Source organism: Gilliamella sp. LMG 34361 (genome assembly GCF_984569075.1).
This window is the reverse complement of the sequence record NZ_OZ474903.1, coordinates 642,336-658,355: the sequence shown is the minus strand read 5'-3', so window position 1 is coordinate 658,355 and position 16,020 is coordinate 642,336. Positions and strand designations below refer to the sequence as shown.

Annotated in this window: 11 protein-coding genes; all 11 read right to left on the bottom strand. The window is 37.0% G+C overall.

The window, feature by feature from the left end; all coding sequences use genetic code 11:
- Positions 1–196 precede the first annotated feature (196 nt).
- Positions 197–1,114, bottom strand: a complete 918-nt coding sequence (locus AC5LXI_RS03160; protein WP_493443488.1) for a TPM domain-containing protein — start codon at positions 1,112–1,114, stop codon at positions 197–199.
- Positions 1,115–1,119: 5 nt separating this feature from the next.
- On the bottom strand, positions 1,120–1,719 hold the full coding sequence (locus AC5LXI_RS03155) for a LemA family protein (RefSeq protein WP_065578358.1): 600 nt from the start codon (positions 1,717–1,719) through the stop codon (positions 1,120–1,122).
- Between the two features lie 356 nt (positions 1,720–2,075).
- Positions 2,076–2,387 (bottom strand): antibiotic biosynthesis monooxygenase family protein, encoded by a 312-nt coding sequence (locus AC5LXI_RS03150; RefSeq protein WP_198198877.1) that lies wholly within the window; start codon positions 2,385–2,387, stop codon positions 2,076–2,078.
- Between the two features lie 83 nt (positions 2,388–2,470).
- On the bottom strand, positions 2,471–6,691 hold the full coding sequence (gene rpoC / locus AC5LXI_RS03145) for a DNA-directed RNA polymerase subunit beta' (protein ID WP_493443487.1): 4,221 nt from the start codon (positions 6,689–6,691) through the stop codon (positions 2,471–2,473).
- Between the two features lie 89 nt (positions 6,692–6,780).
- Positions 6,781–10,809, bottom strand: a complete 4,029-nt coding sequence (gene rpoB / locus AC5LXI_RS03140) for a DNA-directed RNA polymerase subunit beta (RefSeq protein WP_493443486.1) — start codon at positions 10,807–10,809, stop codon at positions 6,781–6,783.
- A gap of 240 nt (positions 10,810–11,049) precedes the next feature.
- Complete coding sequence (gene rplL, locus AC5LXI_RS03135) at positions 11,050–11,418, bottom strand: 50S ribosomal protein L7/L12 (RefSeq protein WP_493443485.1); 369 nt, start codon at positions 11,416–11,418, stop codon at positions 11,050–11,052.
- A 58-nt stretch (positions 11,419–11,476) separates the two neighbouring features.
- Positions 11,477–11,974: a 50S ribosomal protein L10 gene (gene rplJ, locus AC5LXI_RS03130; protein ID WP_034901673.1), complete on the bottom strand. Its 498-nt coding sequence runs from the start codon at positions 11,972–11,974 to the stop codon at positions 11,477–11,479.
- Between the two features lie 223 nt (positions 11,975–12,197).
- Positions 12,198–12,899 (bottom strand): 50S ribosomal protein L1, encoded by a 702-nt coding sequence (gene rplA / locus AC5LXI_RS03125; protein WP_493443484.1) that lies wholly within the window; start codon positions 12,897–12,899, stop codon positions 12,198–12,200.
- 3 nt (positions 12,900–12,902) lie between these two features.
- On the bottom strand, positions 12,903–13,331 hold the full coding sequence (gene rplK, locus AC5LXI_RS03120; protein WP_493443483.1) for a 50S ribosomal protein L11: 429 nt from the start codon (positions 13,329–13,331) through the stop codon (positions 12,903–12,905).
- A gap of 180 nt (positions 13,332–13,511) precedes the next feature.
- Positions 13,512–14,591: a class II fructose-bisphosphate aldolase gene (fbaA, locus tag AC5LXI_RS03115; protein ID WP_493443482.1), complete on the bottom strand. Its 1,080-nt coding sequence runs from the start codon at positions 14,589–14,591 to the stop codon at positions 13,512–13,514.
- Between the two features lie 73 nt (positions 14,592–14,664).
- A complete protein-coding gene (gene pgk, locus AC5LXI_RS03110; protein WP_493443481.1) occupies positions 14,665–15,828 on the bottom strand; it encodes a phosphoglycerate kinase in 1,164 nt (387 codons plus the stop codon).
- Between the last annotated feature and the right edge of the window lie 192 nt (positions 15,829–16,020).

Sequence of the window (16,020 nt, the reverse complement as noted above, 5' to 3'; positions counted from 1 at the left end):
GTTATATATGGTTAGTAATTCAGTAGATTACTTTTAAATTTAATCAATAAAAACGTAAATTAATATAAAAAAACCCCGTTCCTCAACTTTTTTATCAAAAGATGATTGTTTTTTTGATGTAAACCTTAAACGTATTAAGTAATATTGGTTAAAAGACCTATAACTAGTTCCTTGTATTACTTTATTATCTTAAAAATCACCAGTTACCAGAAGCCCCGCCGCCGCCACTACGTCCACCGCCGCCACCACCAAATCCGCCGAATGAACCTCCGCCAAAACCACCACCATTACCCCCACCGAAACCGCCTCCTCGACCACCACGTCCGCTACCACCACTCATAGTTAAAATTCCACTTAAAATCGCACTGGCAACAAATGCTAAAAATATTAGAGGTAGGACAATATGTAATGAATAACCATTGAACAAAGTAAAACCACCAACTGATATACCATTTAGTAAACCAGTACCTAAACTTCGGCTAGCACTTCGTTTAGTGGAAGTAATCGAAAATAAGCTGGCAATAGTGAAACAAATAAAAAAGGATGCTAATCCATAATTAAATAAATTGGCACCAAAATCACCAGCAAGTACCGTTTTGAGATCTGGATCACTATTAGTCGCCGGTACCTGCTGAGGATCATTCAACTTATTAATTAAAACTGAAAGCGCATCATGTATACCTTGATAATAGTTATTTTGTCTAAATTGTGGCGCTAATTGTTCACGAATGATATGACTAGCAATTAAGTCGGTAATGATGCCTTCAAAACCATAACCAACTTCAATTCGCATCAACTTATCATCTTTAACAATTAATAATAAAATGCCATTATCTTGCTCTTTTTTACCTATTTTCCACTGTATAAACACCCGATCAGCATACTGTTCAACCGTTTCATTATCGAGTTTGGAGATCATTAATACCGCGATCTGTGCACCATCAGTTCGCGTCTTTTCAAAAGCAATCAAGCTTGATTCCAAATCATCTATTTGTGATGGTTCTAAAGTATCTGATGTATCAATAACACGGCGATCAAATGTAGGAATCTCAGTTAATGCATAACTTACCGCACTAAAAAACAGTAAACAAAAGAGCAGATAATATTTTTTCATTATGCTTATTGTCCAAAATTGACTGCTGGTGGATTAGAAATTTGTTGTTCGTTTTCAACAGTAAATTGTTGTTTTGGTTGTACCCCTATAATATTTGCAATCCATTTAGTTGGTAATTGACGAATATAAGTATTAAATGATTGTACTGTTTCTATATATCGACCTCTAGCAACCGTTATCCGATTTTCAGTACCTTCAAGTTGGCTCATTAAATCTTGATATAGTGTATTTGCTTTAAGTTCTGGGTAATTTTCACTAACAGCAATTAAGCGACTTAAAGCGGAACTTAATTCTGATTGAGCTTGTTGAAATTTTGAGAATAAAGCGGGATCACTAAGTTGATCTGCATTAATTTGGATAGAACCCACTTTCGCTCTTGCATCTGTTACCTGAGTAAAAACGTCTTTTTCATGAGTTGCATATCCTTTTACTGTATTGACTAGATTCGGAACTAAATCTGCTCGACGTTTATACTGATTAACAACTTCTGACCAAGAAGCCGCTACTTTTTCGTCTTGAGTTTGAATACTGTTATAGTCTTTAAAAAAGAAAAATCCACCAACAATAATTAAAATAAGAATAAGCAATAGTAATTTGGATTTCATGACGAGCCCCTGTAAATAGTTAAACTTTCAAATAGCTTAAAAAAGCAATGATAATTAGAAAATACTAACCAGTAGCCTAAAAATTTTGTTACTAAACAAACTTATAATGCTTAATTAAGGAATATATTTTTACAACTTTTTATAAAAATAATTATGAACTATAAAATACAAAGAAGAGACTTTAAGATAGTAGATTTAATTTACATGGACTGATCGAGTTCTTTAATAATGCCCATGTAACTTTATTTGATTATATCTTTTTTTATGCAATTTGCGAAGAATTATCATCGGTAATTTTTTATTGGTATTGCTCACAATGTTTATTTTAAAATTTGATTTTTTAGTTTAAAAATTACTTAGATAATAACTTCAAAACATTCAAGTTGAGCAGGTTCAAAATAGATATCTGCGTTATTTGGGCGGCTATCGGTATTACGGTGAGTATGTTTGAAATGAGCAGAATTAACCCAATTTTCAAAATCTTGTTTTGATTCCCATTCAGCATATGATGAAAACAATGTGTAATCTTCATAAGTTTTACCTTTAAGGAAATAAAAACGACTAAAACCTTTCATCTCTTTTAAATGGCTATCACGATTACGCCATATTTCAATAAAAGTGTCTTCACTACCTAACTTAATTTTAAACCGATTCATGACAATATACATATAATATTCCTTTCATATACCATACACTCGACAAAAAAATAGCACGTGATAACACGTGCTACTTTAGTCGATTTATCTAAAATCTATTGATTTTCTTCTGCTGAATTCAATAATTCCGCTAAGTTAGCTGTAGCTTCCTCAGCTGAAACAGTTGTTGGTTGAATTGCATCATCAGATGGCATTGCGCGTTTACGCAAACGCTCTTTATGATATGCATAACCAGTACCAGCTGGAATTAAGCGACCAACAATAACGTTTTCTTTCAGGCCACGAAGTTCATCATTTTTACCTGCAACTGCTGCTTCAGTTAATACGCGAGTCGTTTCTTGGAACGATGCCGCAGAAATAAATGACTCAGTAGTAAGTGATGCTTTAGTAATACCAAGTAAATCATGCAAGTAAACAATTGGTTCTTTACCTTGTGCTTCAAGCTCACGATTAATAATCTTCAAGCGTGAAACTTCAAGTTGTTCACCATCAAGTAAACGAGAACCACCAGGATGAATAACAGTTGCTTTACGTAACATTTGACGAACAATAACTTCAATATGTTTATCGTTAATTTTTACACCTTGTAAACGATAAACTTCTTGAACTTCATTCACAATGTAACGAGTTACTGCATTAACCCCTCGCAGACGTAAAATATCATGTGCTGATTCAGGACCATCAGAAATCACATCACCACGGCCAACTTGTTCGCCTTCGAATACGTTAAGTTGACGCCATTTTGGAATCATCTCTTCATATGGTTCACTACCATCTAGTGGCGTAATGATTAAGCGACGTTTACCTTTAGTTTCTTTACCGAATGAGATAATACCATCAATTTCAGCAAGAATTGCCGGCTCTTTAGGTTTACGTGCTTCAAATAAATCAGCTACTCGAGGTAAACCACCGGTGATATCTTTAGTACCTACAGATGCTTGTGGAATCCGTGCAAGTGTATCACCAACATTAATTTCCGCACCATCTTCTAATTGTACTAATGCTTTACCAGGTAAGAAGTACTGCGCAAGCATTTCTGTACCTGCCACAAAAATATCATTACCTTTAGCATCAACAATTTTAATTGCTGGACGTAGATCTTTACCAACACCAGTACGTTCTGCTACATCTAAGATCACGATAGAGGATAAACCTGTTAACTCATCAGTTTGACGAGTAATAGTTTGACCATCGATCATATCAACAAAACGAACAAAACCTTTCGCTTCCGAAATAACTGGCATTGTATGTGGATCCCAGTTTGCTATCGTTTCACCAGCATCAACCGCTGCACCATTACCTTTAGTTAAAATCGAACCATAAGGAACTTTATACGTTTCTTTCATTCGACCTAATTCATCAATAATAGTTAATTCAGCATTACGTGAAGTAATAACTAGTTTCTGATCTGGGTTAGTCACAAATTTAGCATTAGTTAGTTTAATACTACCTTTGTTTTTAACTTGAACACTAGATTCTGCTGCTGCTCGTGATGCCGCACCACCGATATGGAACGTACGCATGGTTAACTGTGTACCTGGCTCACCGATTGATTGAGCAGCGATAACACCGATTGCTTCACCTTTGTTCACTAAGTGACCACGAGCTAAGTCACGTCCATAACATTTCGCACAAACACCAAAATCAGTATCACACGAAACTACTGAACGAACTTTAACACTATCTACAGATTCTTCTTCAAGTAGATCACAATAATTTTCATCAAGTAATGTATTGCGAGGGATTAAAATATCCGCACTACCTGGTTTTAATACGTCTTCAGCTGTTACACGACCTAATACACGTTCACGTAATGGTTCTTTAACATCACCACCTTCAATCACAGGTGTCATTACCACACCTTCTAACGTGCCACAGTCATCTTCAATAACAACTAAATCTTGAGCCACATCAACTAAACGACGAGTTAAGTAACCTGAGTTCGCTGTTTTCAATGCGGTATCAGCAAGACCTTTACGCGCACCGTGGGTCGAAATAAAGTATTGAAGTACGTTTAATCCTTCACGGAAGTTTGCGGTAATTGGTGTTTCGATGATTGAACCATCTGGTTTTGCCATCAAACCACGCATACCCGCTAACTGACGAATCTGAGCTGCAGAACCACGAGCACCAGAGTCGGCCATCATATAGATGCTATTAAATGAAGATTGAACTTCTTCTTCACCTTCACGGTTAATAACTTTTTCAGTTGATAGGTTATCCATCATCGCTTTAGCAACACGCTCATTAGCTGCTGCCCAAATATCGATAACTTTGTTATAACGTTCACCTGCAGTTACTAAACCTGATTGGAACTGTTCTTGAATTTCTGCAACTTCGATTTCAGCTTCATTGATAATTTGTAATTTCTTAGCAGGAATTTCCATATCATCAATACCAACCGATACACCAGAACGAGCTGCATAAGCAAAGCCGGTATACATAACCTGGTCAGCTAAAATAACAGTTTCTTTCATGCCTAATTGGCGATAACAAATATTTAAAATTCGTGAAATCGCTTTTTTACCAAGCGGCTGATTGATAACTGAGAAGCTCATACCTTTAGGCATAATTAACCATAAGATAGCACGACCAACAGTAGTATCAATTACAGAAGTTGTATCTTCCCATTCACCAATACTGTTACGATGGCTTTCAGTTATACGTACTTTAACTTTAGCATGTAATTCAACTAGACCTAAACGATACAGTTTTTCTGCTTCTTTAGGGCCGGTTAATACCATGCCTTCACCTTTAGCATTGACTTTATCACGAGTCATATAGTAAAGACCTAATACCACGTCCTGAGATGGAACAATAATAGGTTCACCACTTGCTGGTGAAAGAATATTGTTGGTTGACATCATTAACGCACGTGCTTCTAATTGCGCTTCTAACGTTAATGGGACGTGAACCGCCATTTGGTCACCATCGAAGTCAGCATTGAATGCCGCACAAACTAATGGGTGCAATTGGATCGCTTTACCTTCAATTAAGATAGGTTCAAACGCCTGAATACCTAGTCTGTGAAGTGTTGGTGCACGGTTTAATAATACCGGATGTTCGCGGATAACTTCATCTAAGATATCCCAAACAACGGCATCTTCACGTTCAACCATCTTCTTCGCCGCTTTAATGGTTGTTGCATAACCACGACGCTCTAATTTACCGTAAATAAATGGTTTAAATAGCTCAAGCGCCATTTTTTTCGGTAAACCACATTGATGTAAACGTAAGTATGGACCTACAGTAATTACTGAACGGCCTGAATAGTCTACACGTTTACCTAATAGGTTTTGACGGAAACGACCTTGCTTACCTTTAATCATATCGGCAAGTGATTTTAGTGGACGTTTGTTTGAACCAGTGATTGCACGACCACGACGACCATTATCTAATAATGCGTCTACAGATTCTTGTAACATACGTTTTTCGTTACGTACAATAATATCTGGCGCAGCTAAATCTAATAAACGTTTTAAACGATTATTACGGTTGATAACACGACGATATAAATCATTTAAGTCTGATGTTGCAAAACGACCGCCATCAAGTGGTACTAATGGTCGTAAATCAGGTGGCAACACAGGTAACACATTTAAGATCATCCATTCAGGTTTATTTTCTGATTGAATAAATGCTTCAATGATCTTAATTCTTTTGGTTAACTTTTTACGTTTTGTTTCAGAATTAGTGGTTGATAGTTCATCACGTAATGCTTCACATTCAGCTTGAACATCAATATTACGTAATAATTCTTGAATAGCTTCTGCACCCATACGCGCATCAAACTCATCACCGAACTCTTCTAACGCATCTAAATACTGTTCTTCGGTTAAGATTTGCCCACGTTCTAAATTTGTCATACCACCATCAAGAACCATAAATGATTCAAAATAAAGCACACGCTCAATATCACGAAGTGGCATATCGAGTAATAAACCAATACGAGATGGTAATGATTTTAAAAACCAAATGTGTGCAGTTGGTGATGCAAGTTCAATATGACCCATACGCTCGCGACGTACTTTAGCTTGTGTGACTTCTACACCACATTTTTCACAAATAACACCACGGTGTTTTAAACGTTTATATTTTCCACACAAACATTCATAATCTTTAACTGGCCCGAAAATACGCGCACAAAACAATCCATCGCGTTCAGGTTTAAACGTACGATAGTTAATTGTTTCAGGTTTTTTAACTTCACCAAAAGACCATGAGCGAATCATATCAGGAGAGGCAAGGCCTATCTTGATAGCATCAAAATCTTCAGTTTTTGTTTGTGCTTTTAGAAACTTTAGTAAGTCTTTCACAATTGACTCCTATGGAGTTAAACCAATTAGATAACTTATCATTACTGATAAGTTATCCCATAAATAGAAATCATATTAGTTAGCTAAGATTACTCTTCATCTAACTCGATATTAATACCTAACGAACGAATCTCTTTTAACAATACATTAAATGATTCAGGGATCGCAGGTTCCATACGATGATCACCATCTACAATATTTTTATACATCTTAGTACGACCGTTCACATCATCTGATTTAACAGTTAACATTTCTTGTAGAGTATAAGCGGCACCATATGCTTCAAGTGCCCACACTTCCATCTCACCGAAACGTTGACCACCAAATTGAGCTTTACCACCCAACGGTTGCTGTGTAACCAGACTATATGAGCCTGTAGAACGAGCATGCATCTTATCATCAACTAAGTGATTCAATTTAAGCATGTACATATAACCTACCGTTACTGGACGTTCAAATTGCTCACCGGTACGGCCATCAAACAAGGTAATTTGACCTGAAGTTGGTAAATCACCAAGCTCAAGTAATGCTTTAATTTCTTGCTCTTTTGCACCATCAAATACTGGTGTTGCAAGTGGCATACCATTACGTAAATTTTGCGCCAATGTCATCACTTCTTGATCGGTAAATTCAGCAACATTGACTTTTTGCGCTGCACCTAAACCAAGGTCATAAGCTTTTTGGATAAAATCACGTAATTTAGCTAACTCTTGCTGTTCTTTTAGCATTGCATCGATCTTCTGACCAATACCTTTCGCCGCCATACCCAAGTGAGTTTCTAAAATCTGACCGATATTCATACGAGAAGGAACACCTAGAGGATTCAATACGATATCTACTGGGCGACCTTTATCATCATATGGCATATCTTCAATTGGGTTGATTTTAGAGATAACCCCTTTGTTACCATGACGACCAGCCATCTTATCACCAGGCTGAATTTGACGTTTAACAGCTAAGTAAACTTTAACAATTTTAAGAACACCAGGTTGTAAATCATCACCTTGAGTGATCTTCATGCGTTTAGCTTCAAGTTTTTTGTTAAACTCAGCTTTAATTTCTTCGTGTTGTTCAGCTAATTGCTCTAATTGCGCTTGTTTGCTCTCATTAGCAATACCAATGGTTAACCATTTTTCACGTGGTAACGCATCTAATTTATCTGCTTTAATGCCACCAGAAATTAATACATCACGGATACGAGCAAATAACGCGGCTTCAAGGATTTTAAGCTCTTCGGTTAAGTCTTTGCGAACTTGTTTAAGTTGCATCTCTTCAATTTCAAGAGCACGTTTATCTTTCTGTACACCATCACGAGTAAAGACTTGAACATCAATAACTGTACCTGAAACACCATTTGGTACACGAAGTGAAGTATCTTTAACATCTGACGCTTTTTCACCAAAAATAGCGCGTAGTAATTTTTCTTCTGGTGTTAATTGTGTTTCACCTTTTGGTGTTACTTTACCAACCAGAATATCGCCACCTTTAACTTCAGCACCAATATAAACAATACCTGATTCATCTAGTTTAGAAAGAGCCGCTTCACCCACATTTGGAATATCTGCGGTAATTTCTTCTGCACCTAGTTTAGTATCACGAGATACACAAGATAATTCTTGAATATGAATCGAAGTGAAACGGTCATCTTGTACCACTTTTTCAGAAACTAAAATAGAATCCTCAAAGTTATAACCATTCCATGGCATGAATGCCACACGCATGTTTTGACCTAAAGCTAACTCACCTAAGTCAGTTGATGGACCATCAGCAAGGACATCACCACGCTCAACTTTTTCACCTAATTCCACACATGGAATTTGGTTAATACAAGTATTTTGGTTTGAACGGGTATATTTAGTTAAATTATAAATATCAATCCCTGTTTCACCAGCATACATTTCATCATCGTTGACATTAATTACGATGCGTGAAGCATCAACATATTGTACTGTACCACCACGACGAGCAACTGCAGTTACACCTGAGTCAACTGCTACTGCACGTTCCATACCAGTACCAACAAATGGTTTTTCTGCTTTTAACGTTGGTACCGCTTGACGTTGCATGTTTGCACCCATCAATGCACGGTTCGCATCATCATGTTCTAAGAATGGAATTAATGAAGCACCAACCGATACGATTTGTTGAGTTGATACGTCCATATAGTGGACTTGTTCAGGGCTATATAAACCAGACTCGCCATTTAAACGACAAGTCACTAAATCTTCTTTAAAACGACCATCGTCATCAAGATTTGAGTTAGCCTGAGCAATAACAAATTCACTTTCGTCAATTGCTGATAAATAGTTAATTTCATCAGTTACCACACCATCAACCACTCGGCGATATGGCGTCTCAAGGAATCCATACTCATTAGTACGAGAATATACCGCTAATGAGTTAATCAAACCGATGTTCGGACCTTCCGGTGTTTCAATCGGACATACACGACCATAATGGGTAGGATGTACGTCACGTACTTCAAAGCCTGCTCGTTCACGGGTTAAACCACCTGGACCTAATGCAGAAATACGACGTTTATGCGTAATTTCAGATAATGGATTGTTTTGATCCATAAACTGAGATAATTGGCTTGAACCAAAGAATTCGCGGATAGCCGCTGAAATTGGTTTAGCATTAATCATATCTTGTGGCATTAGTGAATCTAGATCGCCTAATGATAAACGTTCTTTTACCGCACGCTCTACACGCACTAAACCAATACGGAATTGGTTTTCTGCCATTTCACCAACACTACGGATACGACGGTTACCTAAGTGATCGATATCATCGACTTCACCGTGACCATTACGAATGCCGATCAATTTCTTCATTACATCAACGATATCAGTTTTAGTTAAGACACTTTCGCCTTCAATATCGTCACGTCCTAAAGAACGGTTAAACTTCATACGACCTACTGCTGATAAGTCATAACGCTCATCAGAGAAGAATAAGTTATCAAATAAAGCTTCAGCTGCTTCTTTTGTTGGCGGCTCACCAGGACGCATCATTCGATAAATTTCTACTAATGCACCTAATCGATCTCGAGTAGAGTCCACATTTAAGGTTTCAGAAATAAATGGACCATGATCTAAATCATTAGTGAATAAAGTTTCGATTTTCTTATAGCCAGCATTGGTTAATTCAAGCAATAGCTCTAACGAGATTGGAGTATTGGCAAAAGCAATTACTTCACCCGTTTCTTCATCAATATAATTCTTCGCTAGTACTTTATTAACAATGTATTCAACTGGAACGTCGATTTTAGTGACTTTATCTTTTTCAAGCTCACGAATATGACGAGCTGTAATACGACGACCTTTTTCTGCGTAAACTTTACCTTTAGATTCAATATCAAATAGCGCTGTTTCACCACGTAAACGCTCTGGCAGGAGCTCCATTTTTAATTTTGATTTGCCTACTTCGAAAATCGTTTTTTCGAAGAACATATCTAAAATTTCTTCAGTTTCATAACCTAACGCACGCAAAATGATTGTTGCAGGAAGTTTACGACGACGGTCAATACGAGCAAAAAGATTATCTTTTGGATCAAATTCGAAATCAAGCCAAGAGCCACGATAAGGAATAATCCGAGCATTATATAAAACTTTACCAGAAGAGTGTGTTTTACCTTTATCACTATCAAAGAACACACCTGGACTACGGTGTAATTGTGAAACGATAACACGCTCTGTACCGTTAATCACAAACGTACCATTGTCAGTCATCAAAGGAATTTCGCCCATGTAGACGTCTTGCTCTTTAATATCTTTAACTGTTCCTTCTGGCGCATCTTTATCATAAATAACTAAACGTAATTTAACGCGCAATGGTGCGGAGTAAGTGATCCCTCTAATTTGACATTCTTTTACATCAAACACAGGTTCGCCCATTTTAAAGCTCACGTATTGTAACTCAGCGCTACCACTATAACTTTTTATCGGAAATATTGAACGAAAAGCGGCTTCTAAGCCATATTGACCCTCTGGGTCTTGCTCAATAAACTTCTGGAACGAATCAAGTTGAATAGAAAGAAGATACGGTATATCCAAGACTTGTGGACGCTTACCAAAATTCTTACGAATTCGTTTTTTCTCGGTATAAGAGTAAACCATTAGTTCCTCAACTTGCTTATCTGCTATTTTAGCATGATTAAATATTCATCAGGGTACTACGAAATAATAACGCCTGACACCTCATCGAAAATATCTATAAATATCAATTGATTAGGCTTAATAAATATATTATTTCTTTATTATCTTTTATTGATAATCTTCAAAAAAATTTTGACTTATTACAGCGCAAAAAGGCTGGAGGTATAAAACCCCCAGCCAGTTAGCTTGTTATCGATAAACTTACTTAAGTTCGACAACTGCACCAGATTCTTCAAGTGCCTTTTTAAGTTCGTCTGCGTCAGCTTTACTAACACCTTCTTTAACAGTTGCTGGAGCTGATTCAACAAGGTCTTTAGCTTCTTTTAAGCCTAAACCAGTTGCACCACGAACTGCTTTGATAACAGCTACTTTGTTAGCACCAACATCTTTTAAGATTACATCAAATTCAGATTTTTCTTCTGCTGCTTCAGCTGGACCCACTGCTGCAACTGCTACAGCGGCTGCTGCAGAAACGCCAAATTTTTCTTCCATCATAGATACAAGTTCAACAACATCCATTACAGACATTTCAGCAACTGCATCTAAAATTTGTTCTTTAGTGATAGACATAATATAGTTTCCCAAATTTACATTTTTTTAATTAATAAAATTCACAATCATACCGCAATTAAGCAGCTTGTTTTTGATCGCGAACCGCTGCAAGAGTACGAACCAATTTGCCAGCTGCGGCTTCTTTCATGGTTGACATCAAGCGAGCTAATGCTTCTTCATAAGTAGGTAATGTTGCTAAGCGATCAATGTTCGCTGCAGTAATCAACTCACCTTCAAAGGCTGCGGCTTTAATCTCAAAATTATCATTTTCTTTTGCAAACGCTTTAAAAATACGCGCTGCAGCACCTGGGTGCTCATTTGAAAACGCAATAAGAGTTGGACCAACAAACGTATCTTTTAAGCACTCGTATTGAGTTCCCTCAACAACACGGCGTAATAAGGTGTTACGAACAACACGCATATAAACACCAGCTTCACGAGCAGATTTACGTAATGCAGTCATTTTTTCTACAGTTACGCCTCGAGAATCAGCAACAACTGCAGATAGCGCACCTTTGGCGATTTCATTAACTTCAGCAACAATTTCTTGTTTATTTTGAAGATTTAGTGCCATTGGTATTGCTCCTGGATTAAACTAGGCAAAGCCTAGAATTACTTTAACTAACTACAAATGTAGCTAGCACAATCACGATGAGCAGAATTCCTGTATTATATCTTATCAGGTTCTGTCACCGTCTACGTAGGAAAATTAAGTAATTAAATATCAATTACACCTACGGTCTTGGACGGGGTCTGGTTAAGGCCAGACACCAACCGATTCTTTGTTTAATTGTTAATTAAACAGATGCATTTAAAGTTGCTTGATCGATAGCAACACCAGCGCCCATTGTAGTAGAAAGGCTAACTTTCTTCACAAATACGCCTTTTGAAGAGGCTGGTTTTGCACGTTTTAAAGCAACAAGTAATGCTTCTAAATTCTCTTTAAGTTTATCTGCATCAAAATCAGCTTTACCGATAGTAGTATGGATAATACCATTTTTATCATTACGGTAGCGAATTTGACCTGCTTTAGCATTTTTAACTGCTTCAGCAACGTTAGGTGTTACAGTACCAACTTTAGGGTTTGGCATTAAGCCACGAGGTCCTAAAATTTGACCGAGTTGACCGACCACACGCATTGCGTCTGGAGATGCGATAACAACATCAAAGTCCATTTCGCCTTTTTTGATTTGATCTGCTAGATCATCCATACCAACTAATTCAGCACCCGCTTCTTTAGCAGCATCAGCGTTTGCACCTTGAGTAAATACAGCAACACGAACACTACGTCCAGTACCATGTGGAAGAACGATAGCGCCACGTACATTTTGATCTGATTTACGTGAATCGATACCTAAATTAACGGCAACATCAACGCTTTCAGTAAATTTAGCTGTGGCAAGTTCTTTCAATAAAGCGATTGCTTCATTGATATCATATAGTTTAGTTGCGTTTACTTTTTCGCGGATAAGTTTAGCTTTTTTAGATAATTTAGCCATGAATTAACCCTCCACTTCCAAGCCCATTGAACGTGCAGTTCCTTCAATAGAACTCATCATCGTTTCAATGGTTGCACCATTCATATCAGCAGCTTTTAATTCAGCGATTTCGCGGATTTGAGCGCTAGTTACTTTACCGACTTTTTTCTTATTCGGTTCACCAGAACCAGACTTGATTTTAGCCGCTTTCTTTAATAATACTGCAGCAGGAGGAGTCTTAGTTACAAAAGTGAATGAACGATCAGAATATACAGTAATAACAACAGGAATAGGTAAACCTTTTTCCATGCTTTCTGTTTTAGCGTTAAACGCTTTACAGAATTCCATAATATTCACACCATGTTGACCAAGTGCTGGACCAACTGGCGGACTAGGATTTGCTGCACCAGCTGCAACTTGCAACTTAATGTAAGCTTGTACTTTTTTTGCCATTTTAGTTTCCTTTTCTCGGGTGCAAACGCCTCTATTAATAATAACTATTAATAAATAGACAGCTCCCCTAAGTTAAATGAGGGCGAAATTATCCTACAGCTAATACAAAAATGCAAGACTTATTTATTAGTGGATAAAGTAAAAGCAGGGATAGCCCTGCTTTTGCTTAATAAGAAAATATTAAAGCACGTCGATCGCATTAAGTTCTTTAAAGGCAAGTTCTAAACGAGCAACTAAAGACTCTTGACCTTTACGTAACCATACGCGTGGGTCATAATATTTTTTATTTGGAGCATCAACACCTTCAGGATTACCTAATTGACCTTGAAGATAAGCTTCATTTGCTTTGTAGTAATCTAAAACACCAGCCCAGTTTGCCCATTGAGTATCAGTATCAATATTCATTTTAACAACACCATAGCTAACTGCTTCAGCAATTTCTTCTTGTGTTGAACCTGAACCACCATGGAAAACGAAGTTTAATGATTTAGCTGGTAAATTGAATTTCTCAGATACATATTTTTGAGAATTATCTAAAATTTTTGGCGTTAATTTCACGTTACCTGGTTTGTAAACACCGTGAACATTACCGAATGATGCAGCAATAGTAAAACGTGGGCTAATTTCGCTTAAACGCTCATAAGCATAAGCAACATCTTCTGGTTGTGTATATAATGCAGAACTATCCATATGGCTATTATCTACACCATCTTCTTCACCACCAGTACAACCTAGTTCTAGCTCTAATGTCATTTTCATTGCCGACATACGTGCAAGGTATTGACAACAAATATCAATATTATCTTTTAAAGATTCTTCTGAAAGATCGATCATATGAGAAGAGAATAAAGGTTTACCTGTTTTAGCAAAATGAGCTTCACCAGCGTCAAGTAATCCATCGACCCATGGAAGAAGTTTTTTAGCACAGTGGTCAGTATGAAGAATAACCGGTACGCCATATTTTTCAGCCATAAGGTGAACATGTTTAGCGCCCGAAACCGCACCTAAAACAGCAGCTTCTTGCCCATCTAATTTTAACCCTTTACCTGCAATAAATTGTGCACCGCCATTTGAGAATTGAACAATAACAGCAGAACCAACTTTAGCTGCAGTTTCAATTACTGCATTAATTGTATTAGTGTCAACACAGTTAACAGCTGGTAATGCAAAATTATTTTCACGAGCAACTTGAAACACTTTTTGAACATCATCACCGGTTACAACACCAGGTTTCACGACATCAGAAATCTTTGTAGCCATTTTAATACCTATAGATTTATTTATATAAAAATTAAAGGATGAGTAATTGACTCATCCTTCATATCAAAAAAGATTATGCTTTTGCTCTCTCTTCTAGCATTGCAACAGCAGGTAGTTTTTTACCTTCAACAAACTCTAGGAAGGCACCACCACCAGTTGAAATATAAGAGATTTTATCTTCAATACCAAATAAGTCAATTGCCGCTAATGTATCACCACCACCTGCAATTGAGAAACCTTGGCTATCAGCGATTGCTTTAGCGACAATTTCAGTACCACGACGGAAATTAGGGAACTCAAACACACCAACAGGACCATTCCATAAAATGGTTTTTGCGTTTTTGATAATTTCAGCTAACACTTCTGCTGACTTATCACCTAAATCAAGAATTTGTTCATTTTCTTTCACATCTTTAACTGATTTTTCAGTTGCAGTCGCTGTTTCGCTAAATTCAGTTGCTACACGAACATCAGTAGGAACAGGAATTTCACAGTTAGCCATTAATTTTTTCGCTTCAGGAATTAAATCAGCTTCATAAAGTGATTTACCAACATTATAACCTTCAGCTGCGATGAAGGTATTAGCGATGCCACCACCAACAATAATTTGGTCTGCGATTTTTGAAAGTGAATCAAGGACAGTAAGTTTAGTTGATACTTTAGAACCTGCAACAATTGCAACCATCGGACGGGCTGGATTATCAAGTGCTTTACCTAATGCATCAAGTTCTGCTGCTAATAATGGTCCAGCACAAGCAACTGGCGCAAACTTACCTGCACCATGAGTTGAAGCTTGAGCACGATGAGCGGTACCAAACGCATCCATTACATAGATATCGCAAAGTGCTGCATATTTTTTAGATAAAGTTTCATCATCTTTACCTTCACCTACATTAAAACGTACGTTTTCAAGAACGACAAGTTCGCCTTCTTTAACGTCAACACCATTAAGATAATCTTTAACTAGACGAACAGGGAAAGAAACATGTTCTTTTAAATAATCAACCACCGGTTGTAAAGAGAACTCAGGGTTATATTCACCTTCAGTAGGGCGGCCAATATGAGATGTAACCATTACTTTAGCGCCTTTTTTGATGGCCTCTTCAATAGTAGGTAATGATGCTTTAATTCGCGCATCTGAAGTAACCTTACCATTTTTGACTGGCACATTAAGATCTGAGCGAATAAATAAACGTTTTCCTTTTAGATCAAGATCTTGCATTCTAATGATAGACATGAGACTTCCTCTTTATAAATATATATACAATAAAATTTTTGCTATTCTAACATAAAATTTCTTTTTAGGTTACAATCATTATCGGTTATATAGTAAACATTTACTTTAAATTATTCATTTATATTTTGATAGCAAATTTTTTTATGTAACAGCATTGACAATAGAAAGAAAATCAGGCATATTTCCCCGCCT

What these genes read in the sequence shown, in the direction of transcription:
- AC5LXI_RS03160 (WP_493443488.1), bottom strand. Translation starts at nt 1,114, where the DNA reads ATGAAAAAATATTATCTGCTCTTTTGTTTACTGTTTTTTAGTGCGGTA.
- AC5LXI_RS03155 (WP_065578358.1), bottom strand. Translation starts at nt 1,719, where the DNA reads ATGAAATCCAAATTACTATTGCTTATTCTTATTTTAATTATTGTTGGT.
- AC5LXI_RS03150 (WP_198198877.1), bottom strand. Translation starts at nt 2,387, where the DNA reads ATGTATATTGTCATGAATCGGTTTAAAATTAAGTTAGGTAGTGAAGAC.
- rpoB (WP_493443486.1), bottom strand. Translation starts at nt 10,809, where the DNA reads ATGGTTTACTCTTATACCGAGAAAAAACGAATTCGTAAGAATTTTGGT.
- rplL (WP_493443485.1), bottom strand. Translation starts at nt 11,418, where the DNA reads ATGTCTATCACTAAAGAACAAATTTTAGATGCAGTTGCTGAAATGTCT.
- rplJ (WP_034901673.1), bottom strand. Translation starts at nt 11,974, where the DNA reads ATGGCACTAAATCTTCAAAATAAACAAGAAATTGTTGCTGAAGTTAAT.
- rplA (WP_493443484.1), bottom strand. Translation starts at nt 12,899, where the DNA reads ATGGCTAAATTATCTAAAAAAGCTAAACTTATCCGCGAAAAAGTAAAC.
- rplK (WP_493443483.1), bottom strand. Translation starts at nt 13,331, where the DNA reads ATGGCAAAAAAAGTACAAGCTTACATTAAGTTGCAAGTTGCAGCTGGT.
- fbaA (WP_493443482.1), bottom strand. Translation starts at nt 14,591, where the DNA reads ATGGCTACAAAGATTTCTGATGTCGTGAAACCTGGTGTTGTAACCGGT.
- pgk (WP_493443481.1), bottom strand. Translation starts at nt 15,828, where the DNA reads ATGTCTATCATTAGAATGCAAGATCTTGATCTAAAAGGAAAACGTTTA.